Raw genomic sequence first — 17,516 nt, forward strand, 5'->3', positions numbered from 1 at the left:
CTTTTTTAAATCGAACGCCCGCCATCCACGTCGAGCGCAACCCCGGTAATCATAGAGGCAGCGGGCGAGCAAAGGAAAGCCGCCGCTTCAGCCAGATCGTCGGGTTTCAACAGGCGGCCCATCGGGATGGAATCGCGGAATTTTTTACGGATTTCCTCGGTGTCTTCGCCCATGAAGGTGGTGAGAAGCGGCGTTTCACCGGCAACCGGGTTCAGTGCAACCACGCGAATCTTTGCTGGAGCAAGCTCGATAGCCAGCGCTTTGGTCACGGAAACGACCCAGCCCTTGGTGGCATTGTACCAGGCGAGGTTCGGGCGCGGGCGCCCAGCGCCGGTCGAAGCGACATTCAGAATAACGCAGTCTTCGCCCTTGGCACCATTGCCCTTGAAATGCGGAATGAGCTTGCGCGTCATCAGATAAACGCCGCGCACATTGACGCCGAGAATGCGGTCGAACTCTTCCGGCTCCACCAGTTCGGCATTTTGCGGCTTGTGACCGATACCGGCATTGTTGATCAGAATATCGACCTTGCCAAATTTCGATAAAGCGGCTTCCACTGCTGCATCGACATCAGATTCCTTGGAAATATCGGCCGCCACGGCCAGCGCCGCATCGCCGATTTCGCCTGCAACGCGCTCGGCTCCCGCCTTGTCGCGGTCGACGATGACGACCTTTGCGCCACCATCAGCGAAGCGCTTTGCCATGCCTTCGCCAAACCCCGAACCTGCTCCCGTGATGAGCGCGACCTTACCTTCAAGCGACACTGTAATTCTCCCGAATGCTATTTTCAGCCGTGATACACGGAAATCGTTTTCAGCGAGGCAAACCCGTAGAGCGCCTCAAAACCCTTCTCGCGTCCATGGCCGGATTTCTTGACACCGCCGAACGGCAGTTCGATACCGCCGCCAGCGCCGTAATTATTGATGAACACCTGACCGGCATGGATGGCATGCGCGAGGCGGAACTGACGTCCGCCGTCATTGGTCCAGATGCCGCAGACGAGGCCGTAGGATGTCCCATTGGCAATCGCGATGGCTTCTTCTTCGGTATCGAACGGCAGGATGACCTGCACCGGGCCGAAGATTTCCTCCTGCGCCAGACGATGATCGGCAGGCACGTCGCGGATCAGCGTCGGCAGGACATAGGCCCCGCCTTCCGGCGCGTCTTCGGCCAGCACGCCTTGCGCGGCAATGGCCAGACCGCTTTCCTGGGCCAGTTCGAGATAGGTTTCGACAATCGCCTTCTGGCGCTGCGACACCACCGGACCGACCGACGGATCAGCACTTGCCGGGCCGACTTTCAGCGCACGGTAGCGTTCGCTCATGCGCGCTACGACATCTTCATAAATGCTGCGCTCAACCAGAATGCGCGACGACGCCGAGCAGGTCTGACCGGCATTCTGAATTCCCGCATTGACCAGAAACGGCAAAGCGCGGTCGAGATCGGCATCAGCGAAAACGATCTGAGGCGATTTTCCGCCGAGTTCCAGCGTCACCGGCACGGTGTTCTTCGCAGCCGCAGCCTGCACAGCCTCGCCCGTGCGCACCGACCCCGTAAACGAGATATGGTTGACATCGGGATGTTCGGAAAGCGCTGCACCCGCTTCCGCGCCAAGTCCGGTCACCACATTGAGCGCGCCCTTCGGCAGACCGGCCTTTTCGGCAATTTTTGCAAACTCCAAAATGGTCAGGCAGGCTTCTTCAGCAGGTTTGACCACGGCTGCATTGCCCATGGCAAGCGCTGCGCCAAGGCTGCGGCCCAGAATCTGCATCGGATAGTTCCACGGAATGATGTGGCCGGTAACGCCGTGCGGCTCATAGATCGACAGAACCGTAAAACCGTTCTGATAAGGCAGCGTATCGCCATGCACCTTGTCAGCGGAAGCGCCATAAAACTCGAGATAACGCGCCAGCGCCACCACATCGGCACGGGCCTGGCCGACCGGCTTGCCGACATCCTTTGATTCCAGATCAGTCAGAAGATCAATGTTCTTCAGCACTTCTTCCGACATGCGGTGCAGCACACGACCGCGCTCGGTCGCCGTCAGCTTGCCCCAATCGCCGGAAAGCGCGCTACGGGCCGCAGCCACCGCCAGATCGATATCAGCCTTGGTGCCGCGCGCAATCAGCGCAAGATCGCTGCCGTCGGAAGGATTTCGGAGCGTGATATGCTCGCCGCCAACGGCATCCTGCCATTCGCCTGCGATGAAATTGCCATAACGGAGCAAGCCGGCTCCTCCCGTCTTGTTCTCATGTTTCATTTTCATTCTCCCGAAGAGGCATTTCCGCCTCAAGTCTCGCGGTTGTGGCGCGGATATGCGCCCGCGCCCGCCGCTCGGCTTCTTCGCCGTCGCGCGAAGCGATGGCTTCGACAATGGCTCCATGTTCGCGGATCGCATCGCGCGCCCTGTCGACGGACAACGAGAACGAAGGCGCAAAAACCTGCGATGTCATCCGCAGAAGCGGCACGAAGGCGATCAGCGAGGCATTGCCCGCGGTGTTCATCACCGCCATATGGAAATCAACATTGGACTGGGTATAGGCTTTCGCATCCCATGGATCGACGACCGTGCCCTGTCCTGCAACATGCGCACGCAGTTTTGCAATATCCACATCGCTCGCCCGCTCGGCGGCAAAACGCGCTGCCACACCGTCCAGCACTTCGCGCACCGCATAGGCATCGATCAGGCGGGTGAGATCGGCGGAAGCGACACGCACCCCCCTGCCCGGCAGGTGAATGACCAGCCCATCCCGCTCCAGAACGCGCAAGGCTTCACGCAAGGGCGTCCGGCTGATGCCGAACTCTGCCGCTATATGTTCCTGCCTGAGTATCGCGCCCGGCGCATAGTCACCAGCATAGATTCGCTCACGAAGCGCCTCTGCTACTTCGTCCAGCAAACGGGTCTGACTGCGCCATTCAAAAGCCGCCAATAGAAAAGCCTCCCAACTTTTCTGGACACAATATCCTGGATACAAAATCAGTCAATCTGAAAACGGATGTGCTTTTCAGAAATTAAACAGAGAATGAAAGACCGGAAATTTCGTGAAAGGCACTCGAAACGATACAATCAATCAGAGAAAGCAATTGTCGAGGGAAGGCACGGGTCGGCGGCCTGTCTGAAACCGTCTCAGTCTCCGACAATCTCCGCCAGCATTTCGGCAAGCTGACGGATCTGGTCGGGGCCATTGTCCATGTGCCGGATGACAATTTCCATCGGCTCGACGGACGGCAATCCTGCTGCGGCAGGCACCACCCGATGACCGGGAAGCGCAACACGCGTCGGCAGCAGGCTGACACCCAGCCCCTCGGCGACCGCACTTTGAATACTCGCCAGACTGGAGCTGGTGAAAACCACATGCCAGCGCCTGCCCACCCGATCGAGAGCCTCCATCATGTCGCTGCGATAAAGCCCGTTCGGTGGGAACACGACGAGCGGCAGCGGATCAACATGGGAAACGGGAAAATCGGCGCTATCGAGCCAGGACAGCGGCTCCGGCCAGTGCATGGTCCCAACCGTTTCGCCACGTTTTTGTTTCACCATGACAAGGTCAAACTCACCGGTCTCGAAACCTTTCTGCAAGTCACGGCTGAGACCGCTCGTCACCTCAAGTTTCGTGTTGGGATGTGTGCGCATGAAACGTGCCAGCGCAGGCGTAACCAGCCGTGAGGCGAAATCCTCCGGCAGGCCGAGGCGGAACACGGCAGCAAGTGCTGTGCCGGTCATCGCGGCTGCCGCCTCGTCATGCAAGTGCAGAATACGGCGCGCATAGCCCAGCAACTTTTCGCCTGCATCCGTCGGGCGCACATCATGCCGGGCACGTTCCAGAAGCGCCTGTCCAACAGCTTCCTCCAGCCGCATGATCTTCTGGCTTATGGTCGATTGGGTCGAGTGCAGCTGCAAGGCCGCAGCCGTAAAACTACGGCTGTCGACAACAGCCACAAAGGCCCGCAAAAGATCGAGATTGAAAGAAGTATTCATGAACCCACTGGATATCAGTTCAACATTTAATTTCCAAATATGACACCCTGCTTGTATGAACGCAACAAGCAGGAGAACCAGCCGATGCGTCAAACAATATTCAGCTTGAGTGCCTTGGCATTGATTGCAGGGACGATAGTTATGACCGAACCGACATTGCCGGGCCACCACGCCGCAGCCCAAGCCCAAGCCGAAGCCGAAACGTCTCTTCTTCAGGCCGCAGCGGCTGGCGATCTGGCGGCGGTCAATGCAGCCATCAAGGCCGGAACAGACCTCGAAGCGCGGGGCAAGAATGGCGAGACGGCACTTCTGGCGACAACCCATGCCAATCACGTCGATGTCGCCCGTGCGCTCATTGATGCTGGCGCCGACGTCAATGCCAAGGATGCCATCAAGGACAGCCCCTATCTTTATGCTGGCGCGCGCGGACACCTCGAAATCCTCAAGATGACGCTTGCGCACGGTGCGGACCTGAAGAGCACCAATCGCTATGGCGGAACTGCACTCATTCCCGCCTCCGAACGCGGCCATGTCGAAACGGTGCGCACGCTGATCGAGGCGGGCGTCAAGGTCGATCACGTCAATAATCTTGGCTGGACGGCGCTCCTCGAAGCCATCATGCTCGGCGACGGCGGCCAGCGCCACGTCGATATCGTGAAGCTTCTCATTGATGCAGGGGCCGACGTCAATCTGGCAGATAATGACGGCGTCACGCCGCTTCAGCATGCCCGCAGCCGCGGCTTTGCGCCGATGGTGACCATGCTGGAAAAGGCTGGCGCGAAATGAGCAACGACCGCACATATCTCGATCAGGCCATAAGGCTCGCCTTCGACAATGTCGAACAAGGCGGACGCCCGTTCGGCGCCGTGGTCGTCAAGGGCGGCAAGGTCATCGCCACAGGCGTCAATCGCATGCAGGCCGATTGCGATCCCACCGCCCATGCCGAATTGCTGGCACTGCGCGCGGCGGGCAAGACGTTGCAATCGCCACGGCTCGACGGCTGTGAAGTCTATGCCAGCGGCCAGCCCTGCCCCATGTGCTTTGCCGCGATGCGCATGGCGGGTATTGAAAAAATCCGCTTCGCCTATTCCAATGAGCAGGCCGAACCCTTCGGCCTTTCAACCGCAAAAATCGCCGCTGAACTCGCCAAGCCCCTCGGCGCGCAGACCGGCATCAGTTTCGAACATTCCCCACCGGAAAACGATCCTGACCTCTACCAAGTATGGGAAAGCAAGAAGAAGACTGGCGCCTGAAACATGCAGACTACCATTCATCCGGCGACCGGCAGCAAGAACACAGCAAGCCTCGCCCTCATCACGCTCGTCGTCCTGATCGGCCTCAACCTGCGTCCGTTCCTGACCGCGCCGGGGCCGGTACTTTCGAATATCGCAGCCGATACCGGAATGGGCTTTGGTGCGCTTTCCCTGCTCACCTTCCTGCCAATGATGCTGATGGGGCTTGGCGCTTTCGCCGCCCCGCGCATCCAGTCGCTGTTCGGCACCCGGCGCAGCATGTTCGCAGCACTTACCATCCTTGCAGCAGGCTCCCTCCTGCGCGGTTTTGTGCCGGACGGCGTTTCGCTGGTGCTAACCGCCGTTCTGTGCGGTGCTGGCGTTGCAATGATTCAGGCCTTGATGCCCGGCCTCATCAAGGCCAATTTCCCGTCAAGCATCGCCACCGTGACAGGGCTCTATTCTGCCATGATAATGGGCGGCGGAGCTCTCGGCGCGCGGCTGACACCATGGCTTGCAGGCAGCCAGCATAACTGGCGCTTCGCCCTTTCCGTCCTTGCAATTCCCGCAGTGCTGGCCTTGCTAACGGCACTGCCCATTCTTCGCGAAACGTCATCGTCGGGCAAAAAATCCGGAATAACCGGGCACCTGCTGCAGCGCCCTCGCACCTGGGTGCTGATGGCTGCTTTCGGTCTCGTCAATGCGGGCTACTCGTCCATGGTCGCCTGGCTCGCGCCCTATTATCAATCGCTAGGGCTTGCTGCCTCCACCACCGGCAATCTCGTCGCGGCGATGGCTGTTGCACAGGCGCTAGCGGCTTTCGGACTGCCGCTCGTCGCCCGCCACAGTACCGACCGCCGCCCGTGGCTGCTGTTGACATTGGCTATGCAGGCAGTTGGCTTCGCAGGCCTTGCCTTGGCACCCCAGCTTTCGCCTTTCTTCTGGTCTGCGATCTGCGGCGCAGGTCTCGGCGGCAGCTTCGCACTCGCCATGATTACATCGCTCGATCACCTGCCCAAACCGGAAGAAGCAGGCGCACTGGCTGCCATGATGCAGGGCGGTGGCTTTCTGATCGCAGCTCTCGGTCCCGTCGCAACCGCTTTCCTGCATGGGCTGACCGGCTCTTTTGCTTCCGGCTGGATCTTGCACCTCGTTCTGGTCGCAAGCATCTGCCCGCTCTATCTGAGCTTCAATCCGCACAAATATGCGCATGTGATGAAACTGCCGGTTCCAGCGGAAAGTGGCACACAATAGCGTTACCCGGCCAGTTTATGGCCCGAAAACGGTTTTCGGCAGGCAATTTTCGGCTAGATAGCTTGCTGACCTTCCCAATAGGGTTAAGGTTATAGGAAACCTGTTTTTATTTTTGGCATTTGAAGCGGTTCCGGCGAACATGGAAGCGCCAGCCATATTAATCCGAATACTGGTCATAATATGAAGCACGAAACCGCGATCCATCAAGGCACGTCCGTCGCTCCGGACGGTTTGCCCAAGCCGAGAATCTATTGGGCATGGGCAACCCTGATGGTGGGCCTGACGCTTGCCGTCATCGATGGCACCATCGCAAATGTCGCCCTCCCGACGATTGCCGCCGATTTTTCGGCTGGTCCTGCAGCCTCGATCTGGATCGTCAACGGCTACCAGCTTGCAATTGTGGTCACCTTGCTTCCGCTTGCAGCACTTGGTGAAATCTATGGCTACAGGCGTGTCTATCTTGGCGGCGTGGCATTGTTCACCGTCGCTTCCGTCGCCTGCGTTTTCTCACGTTCACTGGAAGCGCTCACTTTCGCCCGCATCATACAGGGACTGGGTGCAGCAGGCCTGATGAGCGTCAACACCGCCCTTTTGCGCTATACGGTGCCGCAGGCGAAATTCGGTACAGCCATCGGCCTCAATGCACTCTTCGTCGCCGTTTCATCGACCATCGGGCCGACGCTTGCCGGTGTCATGCTATCATCCCTGAGCTGGCCGTGGCTTTTCGTCATCAATATTCCACTCGGCGTTGCTGCCGTCCTGATGGGCCTCAAAAGCCTGCCCGAGAATGAGCGCTCCGCACGGAAGTTCGACGTGGTCAGCGCCATCCTGTCAGCGCTCACCTTCGGCCTTCTGGTCACGACCATCGACAGTGCAGGCAACGAAATCGGTTCTGTCGTCGTGCTGTTGCAGGCGGTGGGCTGCGTAACCGCAGCTGTTCTCCTCACACGGCGGTCGCTGCGCATGGCCGATCCGCTGCTGCCGCTCGACCTCTTGCGCATTCCCGTCTTTACGCTTTCCATCTGCACTTCGATCATGTCGTTTCTGGCGCAAATGATGGCGTTCATCTCTCTGCCGTTCCTCTTTCAGGTCGTCTTTGGCTTCAGGCCGATCGAGGTTGGTTTCCTGATGATGCCCTGGCCCATTGCGCTTGCCATCGTCGCGCCGCTTTCGGGCAAACTGTCCGACAAACACTCACCGGCAATTCTGGGCCTGCTTGGGCTCATCATATTCGCCATCGGCCTTGCTCTGGTCGGCATGCTGCCGGAACATCCGTCGATCCCGGATATATGCTGGCGCATGGCAATTTGCGGAATTGGTTTCGGCCTCTTTCAGGCACCGAACAATCGCATGATGATTACCTCCACGCCACGCTCACGCAGCGGGGCCGCCAGCGGCATGCTGGGCACGGCGCGCCTTCTCGGCCAATCGCTGGGGGCGGCTTTCGTCGCCTTTCTGCTGTCGCAATGGGGCGTGGAAGGTACACCCTATATTCTCTTCTTCGCGTCCGGCTTCGCACTGTTTGCCTCGCTGATCAGCGTCACACGCCTCGGGCGTTGACTTCATCCACAGCTTTGGAGGGAACCGGAAAATATCTTGCACAAAGAAGCAAATTTCCCTGTTGCAATCTCCGAACCGTTGGTCCATATAGCGCCTGCCTGACGGAAACGAACGGTTTCCGGAATGACTGGCGCGAGCGGGTGTAGCTCAGGGGTAGAGCACAACCTTGCCAAGGTTGGGGTCGAGGGTTCGAATCCCTTCGCCCGCTCCAGTTTTCTTCATGAAAATCAAAAGCTTAAGAAGCGCCCTACGGGGCGCTTTTTTGCTGACACAGCTTCGATGACGGCGCGTTGTCAGCAGTTTGTAAGCGCGAGAAATAGCATTCTCGGATATTGTAGCGTGACGCTTCTGCCCCACGATCTGGATGGGGACATAATCCAATGTCGCCAAGACGCAATTTTTTGCTGACGTCTATCAAATTGGCGTTGCGACCTCCGGACAAACCGAAGGTCAGAATTTGGACCGACTGCAAGGCCAATAGAGCGTACTGGAAAGATGAAATGGAAGCTGACAATGAAGCCCAATTGAATTCTTACCGACAGCCGGGCATCAAACATCGCGCTTCTCTTTCCATCGAAGGACGCGCGGATGCCGGGCAAGCAGTGGACTTCCAATATCTCATCATAAGGCCCTCTGTCTGCTCAGGGCTCGAGATCAGATCGGAATGCCAAGATCCTGGACGTTATCGTTCGTTCCCGAACTGCTGCGAACGGACGGCCATACCACCGTCAGGCGATCGCTATTTATCTGTTTATCAAATTGTGTAATTGTGTAATCGTATTGCGTCAACCCGACGGGCGTGTGACAAACTCGGTCATGACGCTTTCGAGACCATGACTTCAATGAACGACGTATCGACCAGTATTTCCTCTCCCGCTTTGCGAATGGGCGACGCCGCCCCTGATTTTGAAGCCCGATCCACCCAGGGCCCGGTTCGGCTTTCCGACTTCAAGGGCCGGTGGCTGGTATTCTTCTCGCACCCGGCCGATTTCACGCCCGTCTGCACGACGGAGTTCGTTGCACTCGCTAAGGCGCATGACCGGTTCGCGGCTCTCGACTGTGCGCTGTTGGGACTATCGGTCGACAGTCTCTATGCGCATCTCGCCTGGAGCCGCGCCATCCGCGAGCTGTTCTCGGTCGACATTCCCTTCCCAGTCATCGAAGATCCCTCGATGCTCGTAGGCCGAGCCTACGGCATGATCGACGAAGCGCCTGAAGACAGCGCGGGCGTTCGGGCGAGCTATTTCATCGACCCGGAAGGCGTGATCCGGGCGATCACCCATTACCCTCTGACGATCGGGCGTTCGGTCGACGAGATGGTGCGGATGGTGGCGGCCTTGCAAGCCACCTATTCGGGCGAGAAGCTGGCGCCGGCCGACTGGCAGCCGGGCCAGCCACTGCTTCATCCCGCCGACGAAAAGGCTCAGGATGAAGCCGACTGGTTCTGTCGGAGGGATGGATGATGACGCTCTGGCAATCGCGGGCGCAAGCGGATATCGCGGCCGACAAGCTTCGCAGGTTCGCTCAGCCGCAAAGATTGATGATCTTGTCCCTTCTGCTCGAAGGTGAAAAATCGGTCACCGAAATCGACATGGCGAGCGGGATCGGCCAGCCAGCACTCAGCCAGCAGCTCGCCGAACTCCGCAAGGCAGAACTCGTGACAACGCGCCGGCAGGCGAAGCAGGTTTATTACAGCCTCGCCGATGACACCGTCGTCTTGTGTGTGCGCAGCATCGAGGCGGTGTTCGGCGCCGGCGATCCTGAACAGGCGCTCTTGAGCATGGTCAAACCGGACGTCCGGCCGGAGCGAAGCGGGATCGTGCGGGGCGCGGCCAACTTCGTGCGAATACGTTGACCGGAAGGCATGCCTTAAACCACTCTTAAGTGTGCAGGCGGGGCACTCTCTCCGAGCATTGAATTGCCGCAGGAGCGCGTCACAACGGCAGAAAGGATACGCTACGATATCGCGCTTCTACAGGTCAATGAGATGCACAGCTACCCCGCGAGTTGATCGCAGGCTTCAAGCGCCTGGGCCGCGTACATGACCGACGGCCCCGCGCCCATATAGACGGCCATAGCCAAGGTCTCGCTGATCTGCTCACGGCTCGCGCCGGCTTTGACGGCACCTTCGGCATGATAGGCTATACAAGGCTGACACCGCGTCGCGACGCCAATGGCAAGTGCAATCAACTCCTTCGTCGTCTGGTCGAGCGCTTCGCCGCTATGTGCGGCCCGTGACATGTCGCTGAAGGCTTTCATAACATTGGGCGCATCCTGCCGGAGGGACCTTACGCCGCCATTCATATTCTCGATGAGTTTTTTCCAGTCTTCGATCATGGTCATCTCCTGTGTTCAAGCATATTGCTGTGCGGCTCCAAACCGTTGGAAACCGCGAAAGTACGAAATGGAATCAAGTCATGAAGGCGCCAGCGCTGCGATAGAGCACGTAGGCCGCGACGACAAAGATCAGGCCCGCAAAGATACGATTCAGCGTGTTCTTGCCCGTCGACAGGCGATTGGCGAGCATCATGCCAGCAACGCCGCCGGCGAGCCCTCCTGCGATGAACTCGAAGGCAACGGGCCAATCGACGAGGCCGGAAGCGGCATTGTTGAGCGCCGTGGCGAGCCCGAAGCTACCGACCGCCAAAAGTGAAGAGCCGATCGCATTGATTATCGGCATGCCGGTTGCCAGAATGAGCGCGGGTACGATCAAGAAACCGCCGCCGATCCCGAAGAAGCCAGATGCCGATCCGGCGACAAATGCGACGGCGGCCGTGACGAGGCAGGTGCGCAGATCCGCAGGACGTTCCGGAGCGCTTCCGGGCTTACGCGGACGCAGCATGAGGATGCCGACGAGGACCATCAGCAGGCCAAACAAGAAAAGCAGCCGCTGACCGTCGACGAGTTTGCCGAGGGTCGAGCCGGCGAACGCGCCGAGCGTGCCGATGCCTGCGAAGATGATCGCACAGCGCCAGCGGACATTGCCGCTCTTCGCATGGCCGATGAGATTGGCGAAGGCGTTGACGGATACGGCGAGCGCGCTGGTTCCTATGGCAATATGCGGTTGGGTTACTCCGACCACGTAGAGCAGCAAAGGCGTCGCCAGGATCGAGCCACCACCCCCGACGAGACCCAGGGAGAAGCCGACGAGGCCGCCCGAAGCGAATGCCGGGCCGAGATTGGCAAGCATGGCTCACACCTTCCCGGCCAGAAATCGATCATGGGTGACCATTCCGATGAACATGGCGACCGCGAAGATCACTGCGGGCAGCAGACCAAGCGAGAGGGATGCGATTGCAGGACCGGGGCAGAAGCCGGCCAACCCCCAGCCGACGCCGAAGATCGATGAACCGATGATGAGTGGGCGGTCGATGCGGGTCTTGGTCGGCAGCTGAAGCTTATCGTCGAACAGAGGCTTGTTGATCGCGAAGGCGATCCTGTAGCCGATGAAGGCGACGACGACGCCGGCGCCGAGAACGAAGATCAGACTCGGGTCCCATGCACCTGTGATGTCGAGGAAAGCTTTCACCTTTGCGGGATTGAGGAGGCCGGAGATCGCAAGGCCGAGCCCGAAGAGCAGGCCGGCGGCAAGGCTCGTCAGGATGCGCATGGCCGCCGTCATAGCCAGCCTCCGAGCCGCATCACGAGCACTGTCAAGATCGCGGTGATCAGAAAGGTCAGCACCGCCGCGAAGGACCGGGGAGACAGTCGTGCCAGTCCCGAGATGCCATGTCCGGAGGTGCAGCCGGAACCCATGCGCGTGCCGAAGCCGACGAGCAGACCAGCGACGATCAGCAACGGCCAGGACGCCGCAACGACCACCTGTGGGGCTGTTCCGAAGATGACGAGATAGGTCAGCGGACCGAGAAGAAGGCCGGCGACGAAGGCGATGTCATGACCCAAGCGCTGGCCGCGATGGCAAAGCAACCCGCCGACGATACCGCTGATCCCGGCGATGTGACCGTTGAGCAGCATGAGAAGACTGGCCGACAAGCCGATCAGCGCGCCGCCGCCCAGGGGAGCGAAATAGGTGTCCGTCACCAGACAGCCCCCTCGAGCACGTCCAGCGGGATCTTCAGGTAGCGCTTGCCGTTACCCTCCGGCTCGGGAAGCCGGCCGCCGTTGATGTTCACCTGCAGCGCATGCAGGATGAGCTTGGGCATCGGCAGGGTCGCGTCGCGCTCCTCGCGTAATTTGACGAAGCTTTCCTCCGTCTGGCCGACGATATGCGGATTGGAGCGCTTCTCCTTGCCAATGGTGCTTTCCCACAACGGCTCGCGCCCACCGGGCTGATAGTCGTGGCCGGTGAAGACGCGGGTTTCGTCAGGAAGGGCGAGTATGTCCTGGATCGACTTCCAGAGAACTTTTGCGCTGCCGCCCGGGAAATCGGCGCGTGCAGTTCCGGAGTCCGGCATGAACAGCGTGTCATGGACGAAAGCGGCGTCGCCGATGACATAGGTGACCGAAGCAAGCGTGTGCCCTGGCGAGAACATCACCCTCGCTTCGATCGTGCCGACCTTGAATGTGTCGCCTTCGGTGAAGAGCCGATCCCATTGGCTGCCGTCAGCCGGGAAGTCAGGCCAGTTGTAGAACGCCTTCCAGAGCTTCTGCACATCGACGACGTGCGCGCCGATCGCTGTCGGAGCTCCGGTCTTGTCCTTGAGGTAGCGGGCCGCGGAAAAGTGGTCGGCGTGCGGATGGGTGTCGAGGACCCACTCGACGGTAAGGCCCTTCTCCGCAATGTAGGCGAGAATCGTATCTGCCTGCTCGGTGCTGGTCGATCCTGACTTCTCGTCATAGTCGAGCACCGGGTCGATGATGACGCATTTCTTCGTCGCGGGATCGTTGACGACATATTGAATGCTGCCGGTGCGCTTCTCGTAGAAGCCCTTGACCTCCGGCTTGCCGGTGTGTCGATGCGCGGCCAGCCAGTCGCGGGCGTTGTCGGGCGCAATGCCGATCTCGCCGGCGACGGCAATCAGTTCGTCGTCGCTGAGGCCCACGACGTCGGCGTCACCGGCCAGAACCCACATGTAGAAGGACCGGGCCCCGGATCGGCAATGCGCAAGCACCGGACCGTCCGAGGCGACGATCGTCTCCGCGAAGCGCCGCACGTCTTCCGGCCCCATGTTGCTGCTCGTCACCGGGATGAAGACATAGTCGAGACCTGCCGCTCTCGCCGCGGCTTCCTCTGCCGCTGTCCCCGGCTGAGAAGCCTCTTCACCATCCGGCCGATTGTTGATGATCGTCTTGAAGCCGCGCCGGGCGAGTTCGACGAACTCCTCGGGTTGAAGCTGCCCTATGACAGAAAGCTTCTCTGTGAGCGGTATCGGTTTCATCGGGCGGCTCCTTGACACCTGCAAATATGAATTACACACTTACATAAAACCAGATATGTAATTCTGCAAGTGGGAGGAGCACCTTGAATGGCCGTTCAGGATGTCCGAGCAGTTCAGGTGTCGGAGTTGAGGCGCGGGATCATTATCGTTGGTGAAGGGGCAGCAGCCGTCACGGCTGGGGCCGCGCTAAAACGACACGATGGAAGTCGATATCGACGCCAACGTAGTTGCCGGCATATCTGTGGCCGAACCTTTTTCGCCAGCTAAATATCACTCCGCCTCTTCCGGCATCGCCCAGGAGCGGAACACCGACGCGTCCCTCACATCCGCCTTCGCGGCGTTTCTGTCTTGCTGGCGCTGGATGGTTTGCGAGGACGCATCATTTGGACGGACGAGCCTCTTTTTCGGCTTCCTGACTTCAACAATGAACTGGCCGGATTTGTCACTCTTCTTCGAAGATTTGGAACTGAACATCATCACATCTCCTGTGGTTGTGTCACTTGTTCGATATTTGCGTTGTCTTACGTGCGTATCGCGCCAATTGCCGATCCTTCCCTACCGCTGCCAGGCGATCCTTGTGTCCTCCAGAGGCAGGCGGGCCAGCGGGTGATAGGGGACGATGCGCGGCGTGAAGTCGGAGACCGGCCGGTTCGGGGGGATGGAGGCGCGGTATCGATAAGAGCCTTGGCCCGAATCCTGTCCTGTCATCACCGCGAGGAACGCCTTTTCGCCCGCCATCGGTTCGGCGTAGAGTTCCACTTTGACCATCTCCGGCGGCAGTTCGCCGAGATAGACCTCGACAGAGAAAAGGCGGGTGTCTTCAGCCTCTTCCGTATTTACGGCGCCGAAGCGCACATGCGGCCAGAGCCTGTCGAGGTCCTGTTTCCATCGCGCCAGTTCCCGCGCGACCTTGCCGCCTTCCGCCGAGCGCGCTTCATAGGCCACGGCGGCAGGGAGATAGAATTTCTCCGCATATTCCCGAACGGTGCGATTTGTCGAAAACCGTGGCGCGAGGCTGGCCATGCTTTCGCGGACCCGCTCAATCCAGCGAGTGGGAATCCCATCCTGATTGCGGCTGTAGAATTCGGGAACGATGACGTCCTCCAGGAGCGAATAGAGTGCATCCGCTTCCGCCTCGTCAACAGTCGGATCGTCTCCGTGCTCCTCGCCGTCGCCTATGGCCCATCCGACCTCGGGTTCATAGGCCTCCGCCCACCAGCCATCGAGTTCCGACAGATTGAGCCCGCCGTTGGCAAGAATTTTCATGCCGCTGGTGCCGCTGGCTTCCCAGGGCCGGCGCGGCGTGTTGATCCACACATCGACCCCTTGGACGAGCCATTCGGCCTGGCGCATGTTGTAGTCGCGCACGAAGATAAGCCGGGATCTCAGTTCCGGCCGTCTGGCGAATTCGTTCCAGGCTTTGATCAGCGCCTGGCCTTCGGCATCCTGAGGATGAGCCTTGCCGGCCAACACGAGCTGGACCGGGTGCCGGGCATCGGTCAGGATGCGGACCAGCCTGTCGGGATCGCGCAGCAGAAGAGCAGGACGTTTGTAGGTTGCGAAGCGGCGCGCAAATCCGAGTGTCAGGGCATGCGGGTCGAAAATCCCATGGGCGGCGTCGAGCCCACCGCCGATCTCCGCGTCTTCCACGCGCTGGCGCAGATATTGCCTGCGAACCCGATCGCAAAGGTTTTGCCTCGATTCATTGCGCATTCGCCAGATTTGCTGGATGTCGAGCTTGAGGATGCCGGTTTCCAGTCCGGTCAGGTCGCCACGCCAGCGATCCTTGCCTGCGGCTTCGGTCCACAGAGCGTCGGACTGAACCGAGTCCCATGTCGGAACATGTATGCCGTTCGTCACATGCCCGATTGGCACGTCGTCGGTCGGCCAACCAGGGAAGAGAGGCTGAAAGAGCGACCGGCTAACCTTTCCGTGGAGCGCACTGACGGCGTTCACCGCGCCGCTCGAACGGATGGCCAGGTAAGCCATGTTGAACGGCTCAAGGTCATCGTTGCGATCCTTCCTGCCGAGGGCCAGAAAATCGGCGATGGCGATGCCGAGATGATTTTCGGCATAGGACCGGAAGTATTTTGTGATCAGTTCAGGCGCGAAGCGGTCGAAACCGGCCGCGACGGCGGTATGAGTGGTGAAAACATTGCCGACCCGTGTTGCCGCCAGAGCCTCGGCAAAAGATACGTCATGATCGACCCGGAAGCAGCGGATGCGCTCCAGAGCGGCAAAGGCCGCATGCCCTTCATTCAAATGGCAGACCTGCGGTTCGAGCCCGAGTGTGCGAAGGAGCTGCCAACCGGCCATTCCCAATATCATTTCCTGCATCAGACGCGTCTCGGGGCCGCCGCCATAAAGCTCGCTCGTGATGCATCGATACGTCGCGGGATTTGCGGGATCGTTCATGTCCAGCAGGTAAAGCTTCAGCCGTCCGATCTGGACTTCCCAGGTTCTGATCCAGAGCTTGCATCCGGGAAGGTCGATTTGCAGTCGCAACCATTCGCCATCGGCGGAACGCAACGGCTGGATTGGGAGCTGATCCGGCTCGTTGACCGGGTAGAGGGCTTCCTGGCTACCGTCCCGCCCTATCGATTGACGGAAGTAGCCTTGTGAATAAAGCAAGCCCACCCCGACGACCGGCACGCCGAGATCGCTGGCGGTTTTCAGCTGATCTCCCGCCACGTTGCCCAGCCCGCCCGAATAGATGGGCAAGGCTTCGGTCAGCATGAACTCCAGGCTGAAATAGGCTACGGTTTTCAGCGGCGAGGCTGGGTGTGCTTGTTGGAACCATCTCGATTCGTTTGCAGCCTCCCGCTTCTCCTTCAGCAATGCTTCGATAGTTTGCCTGAAATCGGACTGAGCAAGCAGAGCCCTTGTTTTGGAGCGCGAGACGGTGTGGAGAACACCCCATGGATTGCCCGTGGTTTCCCATGTTTCGGCATCGAGCTCCCTCCACAGCCGGTCGGAGGCGTGGTTCCAGGACCAATGCAGGTCGAGCGCCAGCTCCCGAAGGGCGAGCAACCCGCTTGTCTCTTCCGGCTGCCCGTCCATGCACTCCTCCGAAATTAGAAAAACTGAAAGCGAATTCTTCTGCGAATCTCAATATCCGTTCGCCTTAAAGCAGCATGAACCCTATAGATGATATTGTCATCAGTCGTTGACTAAAATCAATCAGAAAGCACAGAGGGGATCGCGAGGGTAGCCACATGACGGCAGTCGCGTCCGTGGAAAGCCGAAATGTTGCGCAATCGTCGCTCATCTACGCGCTCATGGGCGAAGACATCCTCGAACAGTGATTCTTCCTATCACTGGGCACGAAATCCTTGTTCCGCTCCCACTGGTCGCTGCCAAGCGCATCACCACTGGCAAAGATTCATATCACTGGGCGCTTGGGGGCTAGGGCTCCGCGACAGAAGTTATCATCGGCCGATGATTCCTGTTGTCATCGAATGATGATTAATCTAAATTGCCGTCAAAATGAGGATGTCGGCAATTTCTTGTGAAGACCTTTCCAACACCAGCTTGGTAGGGCTCCGATTTAGACTCTGCCATATCGATGACTTGCTCGAATGGGCAGGCTCGCTCCCCTTTCCAATCGACCGGCGGGCGGTGACGCAGATATTCCGAGAAAGCGGAGGCGCATGACCGGATATTGGCCTGCCTGATCCGTTACAACCGCAGTAACAATCCACACACTTGAGGAAGAAGATCAGATGTCGGACATCGATGAGAACTGGGTTCGCAATCGCGCACATGAATTATGGGAAGCAGAAGGGTGCCCGAACGGAAAAGAACTCGACCACTGGTTTCAAGCCATGGATGAATATCTGTCTTTGGTCGAAGGAGATGGAGAGAGCTCGCCCAGTGCCCCTGTCCCGGTTCAGGATACCGGTAGTGGGGAGGCGGCCGTAAAGTCCAGATCGCCAGGAAAAATGTCGAAATAGGAAAGCGGCTTTTCGAGGCGTGCGTGGAGACAGTGAGATCTGTCGGCGAACGGAGCCGCCCTTTCATCCAGATAGGTGATCGTGAGGTCTACGCCGACAGCACGGAACGCCGTCGCGCAGCCGACAGCAATGGGAATCTCATTTGCTACGTTGACGACGAGCCCACGTTTCCCGCATAGATCGAAGACCGCCTCCATAT

General features: G+C 59.3%; 19 protein-coding genes and 1 tRNA gene. 8 read left to right on the forward strand and 12 right to left on the reverse strand.

Features of this window, described 5'->3' with window-relative positions; all coding sequences use genetic code 11:
* Nucleotides 1–5: 5 nt before the first annotated feature.
* From OHI65_RS19505 to OHI65_RS19520, 4 genes are all read right to left on the reverse strand, one after another.
* Nucleotides 6–764 (reverse strand): SDR family oxidoreductase, encoded by a 759-nt coding sequence (locus OHI65_RS19505; protein WP_012091391.1) that lies wholly within the window; start codon nucleotides 762–764, stop codon nucleotides 6–8.
* 23 nt (nucleotides 765–787) lie between these two features.
* Nucleotides 788–2,260, reverse strand: coding sequence for an aldehyde dehydrogenase family protein (locus OHI65_RS19510; protein WP_125299958.1), 1,473 nt, complete (start codon nucleotides 2,258–2,260; stop codon nucleotides 788–790).
* Nucleotides 2,250–2,930, reverse strand: coding sequence for a GntR family transcriptional regulator (locus OHI65_RS19515; protein ID WP_125299957.1), 681 nt, complete (start codon nucleotides 2,928–2,930; stop codon nucleotides 2,250–2,252). The genes OHI65_RS19510 and OHI65_RS19515 overlap by 11 nt, the downstream gene beginning before the upstream one ends.
* 197 nt (nucleotides 2,931–3,127) lie before the next feature.
* Nucleotides 3,128–3,979, reverse strand: coding sequence for a LysR family transcriptional regulator (locus OHI65_RS19520; RefSeq protein WP_125299956.1), 852 nt, complete (start codon nucleotides 3,977–3,979; stop codon nucleotides 3,128–3,130).
* Nucleotides 3,980–4,120: 141 nt separating this feature from the next.
* On the opposite strand from OHI65_RS19520, the gene OHI65_RS19525 reads away from it, so the two are divergent.
* The 7 genes from OHI65_RS19525 to OHI65_RS19555 all read left to right on the forward strand — a co-directional run bounded on the left by OHI65_RS19525 (nucleotide 4,121) and on the right by OHI65_RS19555 (nucleotide 9,880).
* Nucleotides 4,121–4,765 (forward strand): ankyrin repeat domain-containing protein, encoded by a 645-nt coding sequence (locus tag OHI65_RS19525; protein WP_235824284.1) that lies wholly within the window; start codon nucleotides 4,121–4,123, stop codon nucleotides 4,763–4,765.
* The gene (locus OHI65_RS19530; protein ID WP_125299954.1) at nucleotides 4,762–5,232 is read left to right on the forward strand and encodes a nucleoside deaminase; all 471 of its coding nucleotides are present in this window, start codon (nucleotides 4,762–4,764) and stop codon (nucleotides 5,230–5,232) included. Before OHI65_RS19525 ends, OHI65_RS19530 begins: the two co-directional genes overlap by 4 nt.
* A 3-nt stretch (nucleotides 5,233–5,235) precedes the next feature.
* Nucleotides 5,236–6,465, forward strand: coding sequence for a cyanate transporter (locus OHI65_RS19535; RefSeq protein WP_094514144.1), 1,230 nt, complete (start codon nucleotides 5,236–5,238; stop codon nucleotides 6,463–6,465).
* A 180-nt stretch (nucleotides 6,466–6,645) separates the two neighbouring features.
* Nucleotides 6,646–8,025 (forward strand): MFS transporter, encoded by a 1,380-nt coding sequence (locus OHI65_RS19540; protein WP_125299953.1) that lies wholly within the window; start codon nucleotides 6,646–6,648, stop codon nucleotides 8,023–8,025.
* A gap of 136 nt (nucleotides 8,026–8,161) precedes the next feature.
* Nucleotides 8,162–8,236 (forward strand) — tRNA-Gly (locus OHI65_RS19545).
* 622 nt (nucleotides 8,237–8,858) lie between these two features.
* Nucleotides 8,859–9,488: a peroxiredoxin gene (locus OHI65_RS19550; RefSeq protein ID WP_374788787.1), complete on the forward strand. Its 630-nt coding sequence runs from the start codon at nucleotides 8,859–8,861 to the stop codon at nucleotides 9,486–9,488.
* Nucleotides 9,485–9,880, forward strand: a complete 396-nt coding sequence (locus OHI65_RS19555; protein ID WP_125301460.1) for an ArsR/SmtB family transcription factor — start codon at nucleotides 9,485–9,487, stop codon at nucleotides 9,878–9,880. The genes OHI65_RS19550 and OHI65_RS19555 overlap by 4 nt, the downstream gene beginning before the upstream one ends.
* 140 nt (nucleotides 9,881–10,020) lie before the next feature.
* On the opposite strand, the gene OHI65_RS19560 is transcribed toward OHI65_RS19555, so the two are convergent.
* From OHI65_RS19560 to glgP, 7 genes are all read right to left on the reverse strand, one after another.
* Entirely contained in the window at nucleotides 10,021–10,362 is a 342-nt protein-coding gene (locus tag OHI65_RS19560) for a carboxymuconolactone decarboxylase family protein (protein WP_125301462.1), read from the reverse strand.
* Nucleotides 10,363–10,435: 73 nt separating this feature from the next.
* A complete protein-coding gene (locus OHI65_RS19565; protein ID WP_264358775.1) occupies nucleotides 10,436–11,215 on the reverse strand; it encodes a sulfite exporter TauE/SafE family protein in 780 nt (259 codons plus the stop codon).
* A gap of 3 nt (nucleotides 11,216–11,218) precedes the next feature.
* Nucleotides 11,219–11,647, reverse strand: a complete 429-nt coding sequence (locus OHI65_RS19570) for a YeeE/YedE family protein (protein WP_125301464.1) — start codon at nucleotides 11,645–11,647, stop codon at nucleotides 11,219–11,221.
* Nucleotides 11,644–12,069 (reverse strand): YeeE/YedE family protein, encoded by a 426-nt coding sequence (locus tag OHI65_RS19575; protein ID WP_235824447.1) that lies wholly within the window; start codon nucleotides 12,067–12,069, stop codon nucleotides 11,644–11,646. The genes OHI65_RS19570 and OHI65_RS19575 overlap by 4 nt, the downstream gene beginning before the upstream one ends.
* Nucleotides 12,063–13,364 (reverse strand): bifunctional sulfur transferase/dioxygenase Blh, encoded by a 1,302-nt coding sequence (blh, locus tag OHI65_RS19580; protein WP_125301466.1) that lies wholly within the window; start codon nucleotides 13,362–13,364, stop codon nucleotides 12,063–12,065. The genes OHI65_RS19575 and blh overlap by 7 nt, the downstream gene beginning before the upstream one ends.
* A gap of 270 nt (nucleotides 13,365–13,634) precedes the next feature.
* Complete coding sequence (locus tag OHI65_RS19585; protein WP_097141131.1) at nucleotides 13,635–13,841, reverse strand: hypothetical protein; 207 nt, start codon at nucleotides 13,839–13,841, stop codon at nucleotides 13,635–13,637.
* Between the two features lie 78 nt (nucleotides 13,842–13,919).
* Nucleotides 13,920–16,424, reverse strand: a complete 2,505-nt coding sequence (glgP, locus tag OHI65_RS19590) for an alpha-glucan family phosphorylase (RefSeq protein WP_097141130.1) — start codon at nucleotides 16,422–16,424, stop codon at nucleotides 13,920–13,922.
* A gap of 662 nt (nucleotides 16,425–17,086) precedes the next feature.
* Between glgP and OHI65_RS23080 the strand changes: the two genes are divergently transcribed.
* Nucleotides 17,087–17,317 carry a DUF2934 domain-containing protein gene (locus tag OHI65_RS23080; RefSeq protein WP_097141129.1) on the forward strand — a complete coding sequence of 77 codons (231 nt, stop codon included), beginning with the start codon at nucleotides 17,087–17,089 and terminating at the stop codon, nucleotides 17,315–17,317.
* Here OHI65_RS23080 and OHI65_RS19595 read toward each other — a convergent pair.
* Complete coding sequence (locus OHI65_RS19595) at nucleotides 17,254–17,514, reverse strand: hypothetical protein (RefSeq protein WP_176526796.1); 261 nt, start codon at nucleotides 17,512–17,514, stop codon at nucleotides 17,254–17,256. The genes OHI65_RS23080 and OHI65_RS19595 overlap by 64 nt on opposite strands.
* Nucleotides 17,515–17,516: the final 2 nt, after the last annotated feature.

Origin of the sequence: Brucella sp. MAB-22, from assembly GCF_025908475.1 — a bacterium.
GTDB classification, from domain to species: Bacteria; Pseudomonadota; Alphaproteobacteria; order Rhizobiales; family Rhizobiaceae; genus Brucella; species Brucella anthropi.

Excerpts from the sequence above, each read along its gene's own strand:
- OHI65_RS19510 (WP_125299958.1), bottom strand. The coding sequence starts at position 2,260 with ATGAAACATGAGAACAAGACGGGAGGAGCCGGCTTGCTCCGTTATGGC.
- OHI65_RS19520 (WP_125299956.1), bottom strand. The coding sequence starts at position 3,979 with ATGAATACTTCTTTCAATCTCGATCTTTTGCGGGCCTTTGTGGCTGTT.
- OHI65_RS19525 (WP_235824284.1), top strand. The coding sequence starts at position 4,121 with ATGACCGAACCGACATTGCCGGGCCACCACGCCGCAGCCCAAGCCCAA.
- OHI65_RS19530 (WP_125299954.1), top strand. The coding sequence starts at position 4,762 with ATGAGCAACGACCGCACATATCTCGATCAGGCCATAAGGCTCGCCTTC.
- OHI65_RS19535 (WP_094514144.1), top strand. The coding sequence starts at position 5,236 with ATGCAGACTACCATTCATCCGGCGACCGGCAGCAAGAACACAGCAAGC.
- OHI65_RS19540 (WP_125299953.1), top strand. The coding sequence starts at position 6,646 with ATGAAGCACGAAACCGCGATCCATCAAGGCACGTCCGTCGCTCCGGAC.
- OHI65_RS19550 (WP_374788787.1), top strand. The coding sequence starts at position 8,859 with ATGACTTCAATGAACGACGTATCGACCAGTATTTCCTCTCCCGCTTTG.
- OHI65_RS19555 (WP_125301460.1), top strand. The coding sequence starts at position 9,485 with ATGATGACGCTCTGGCAATCGCGGGCGCAAGCGGATATCGCGGCCGAC.
- OHI65_RS19560 (WP_125301462.1), bottom strand. The coding sequence starts at position 10,362 with ATGATCGAAGACTGGAAAAAACTCATCGAGAATATGAATGGCGGCGTA.
- OHI65_RS19565 (WP_264358775.1), bottom strand. The coding sequence starts at position 11,215 with ATGCTTGCCAATCTCGGCCCGGCATTCGCTTCGGGCGGCCTCGTCGGC.
- OHI65_RS19570 (WP_125301464.1), bottom strand. The coding sequence starts at position 11,647 with ATGACGGCGGCCATGCGCATCCTGACGAGCCTTGCCGCCGGCCTGCTC.
- blh (WP_125301466.1), bottom strand. The coding sequence starts at position 13,364 with ATGAAACCGATACCGCTCACAGAGAAGCTTTCTGTCATAGGGCAGCTT.
- OHI65_RS19585 (WP_097141131.1), bottom strand. The coding sequence starts at position 13,841 with ATGATGTTCAGTTCCAAATCTTCGAAGAAGAGTGACAAATCCGGCCAG.
- glgP (WP_097141130.1), bottom strand. The coding sequence starts at position 16,424 with ATGGACGGGCAGCCGGAAGAGACAAGCGGGTTGCTCGCCCTTCGGGAG.
- OHI65_RS23080 (WP_097141129.1), top strand. The coding sequence starts at position 17,087 with ATGTCGGACATCGATGAGAACTGGGTTCGCAATCGCGCACATGAATTA.
- OHI65_RS19595 (WP_176526796.1), bottom strand. The coding sequence starts at position 17,514 with ATGGAGGCGGTCTTCGATCTATGCGGGAAACGTGGGCTCGTCGTCAAC.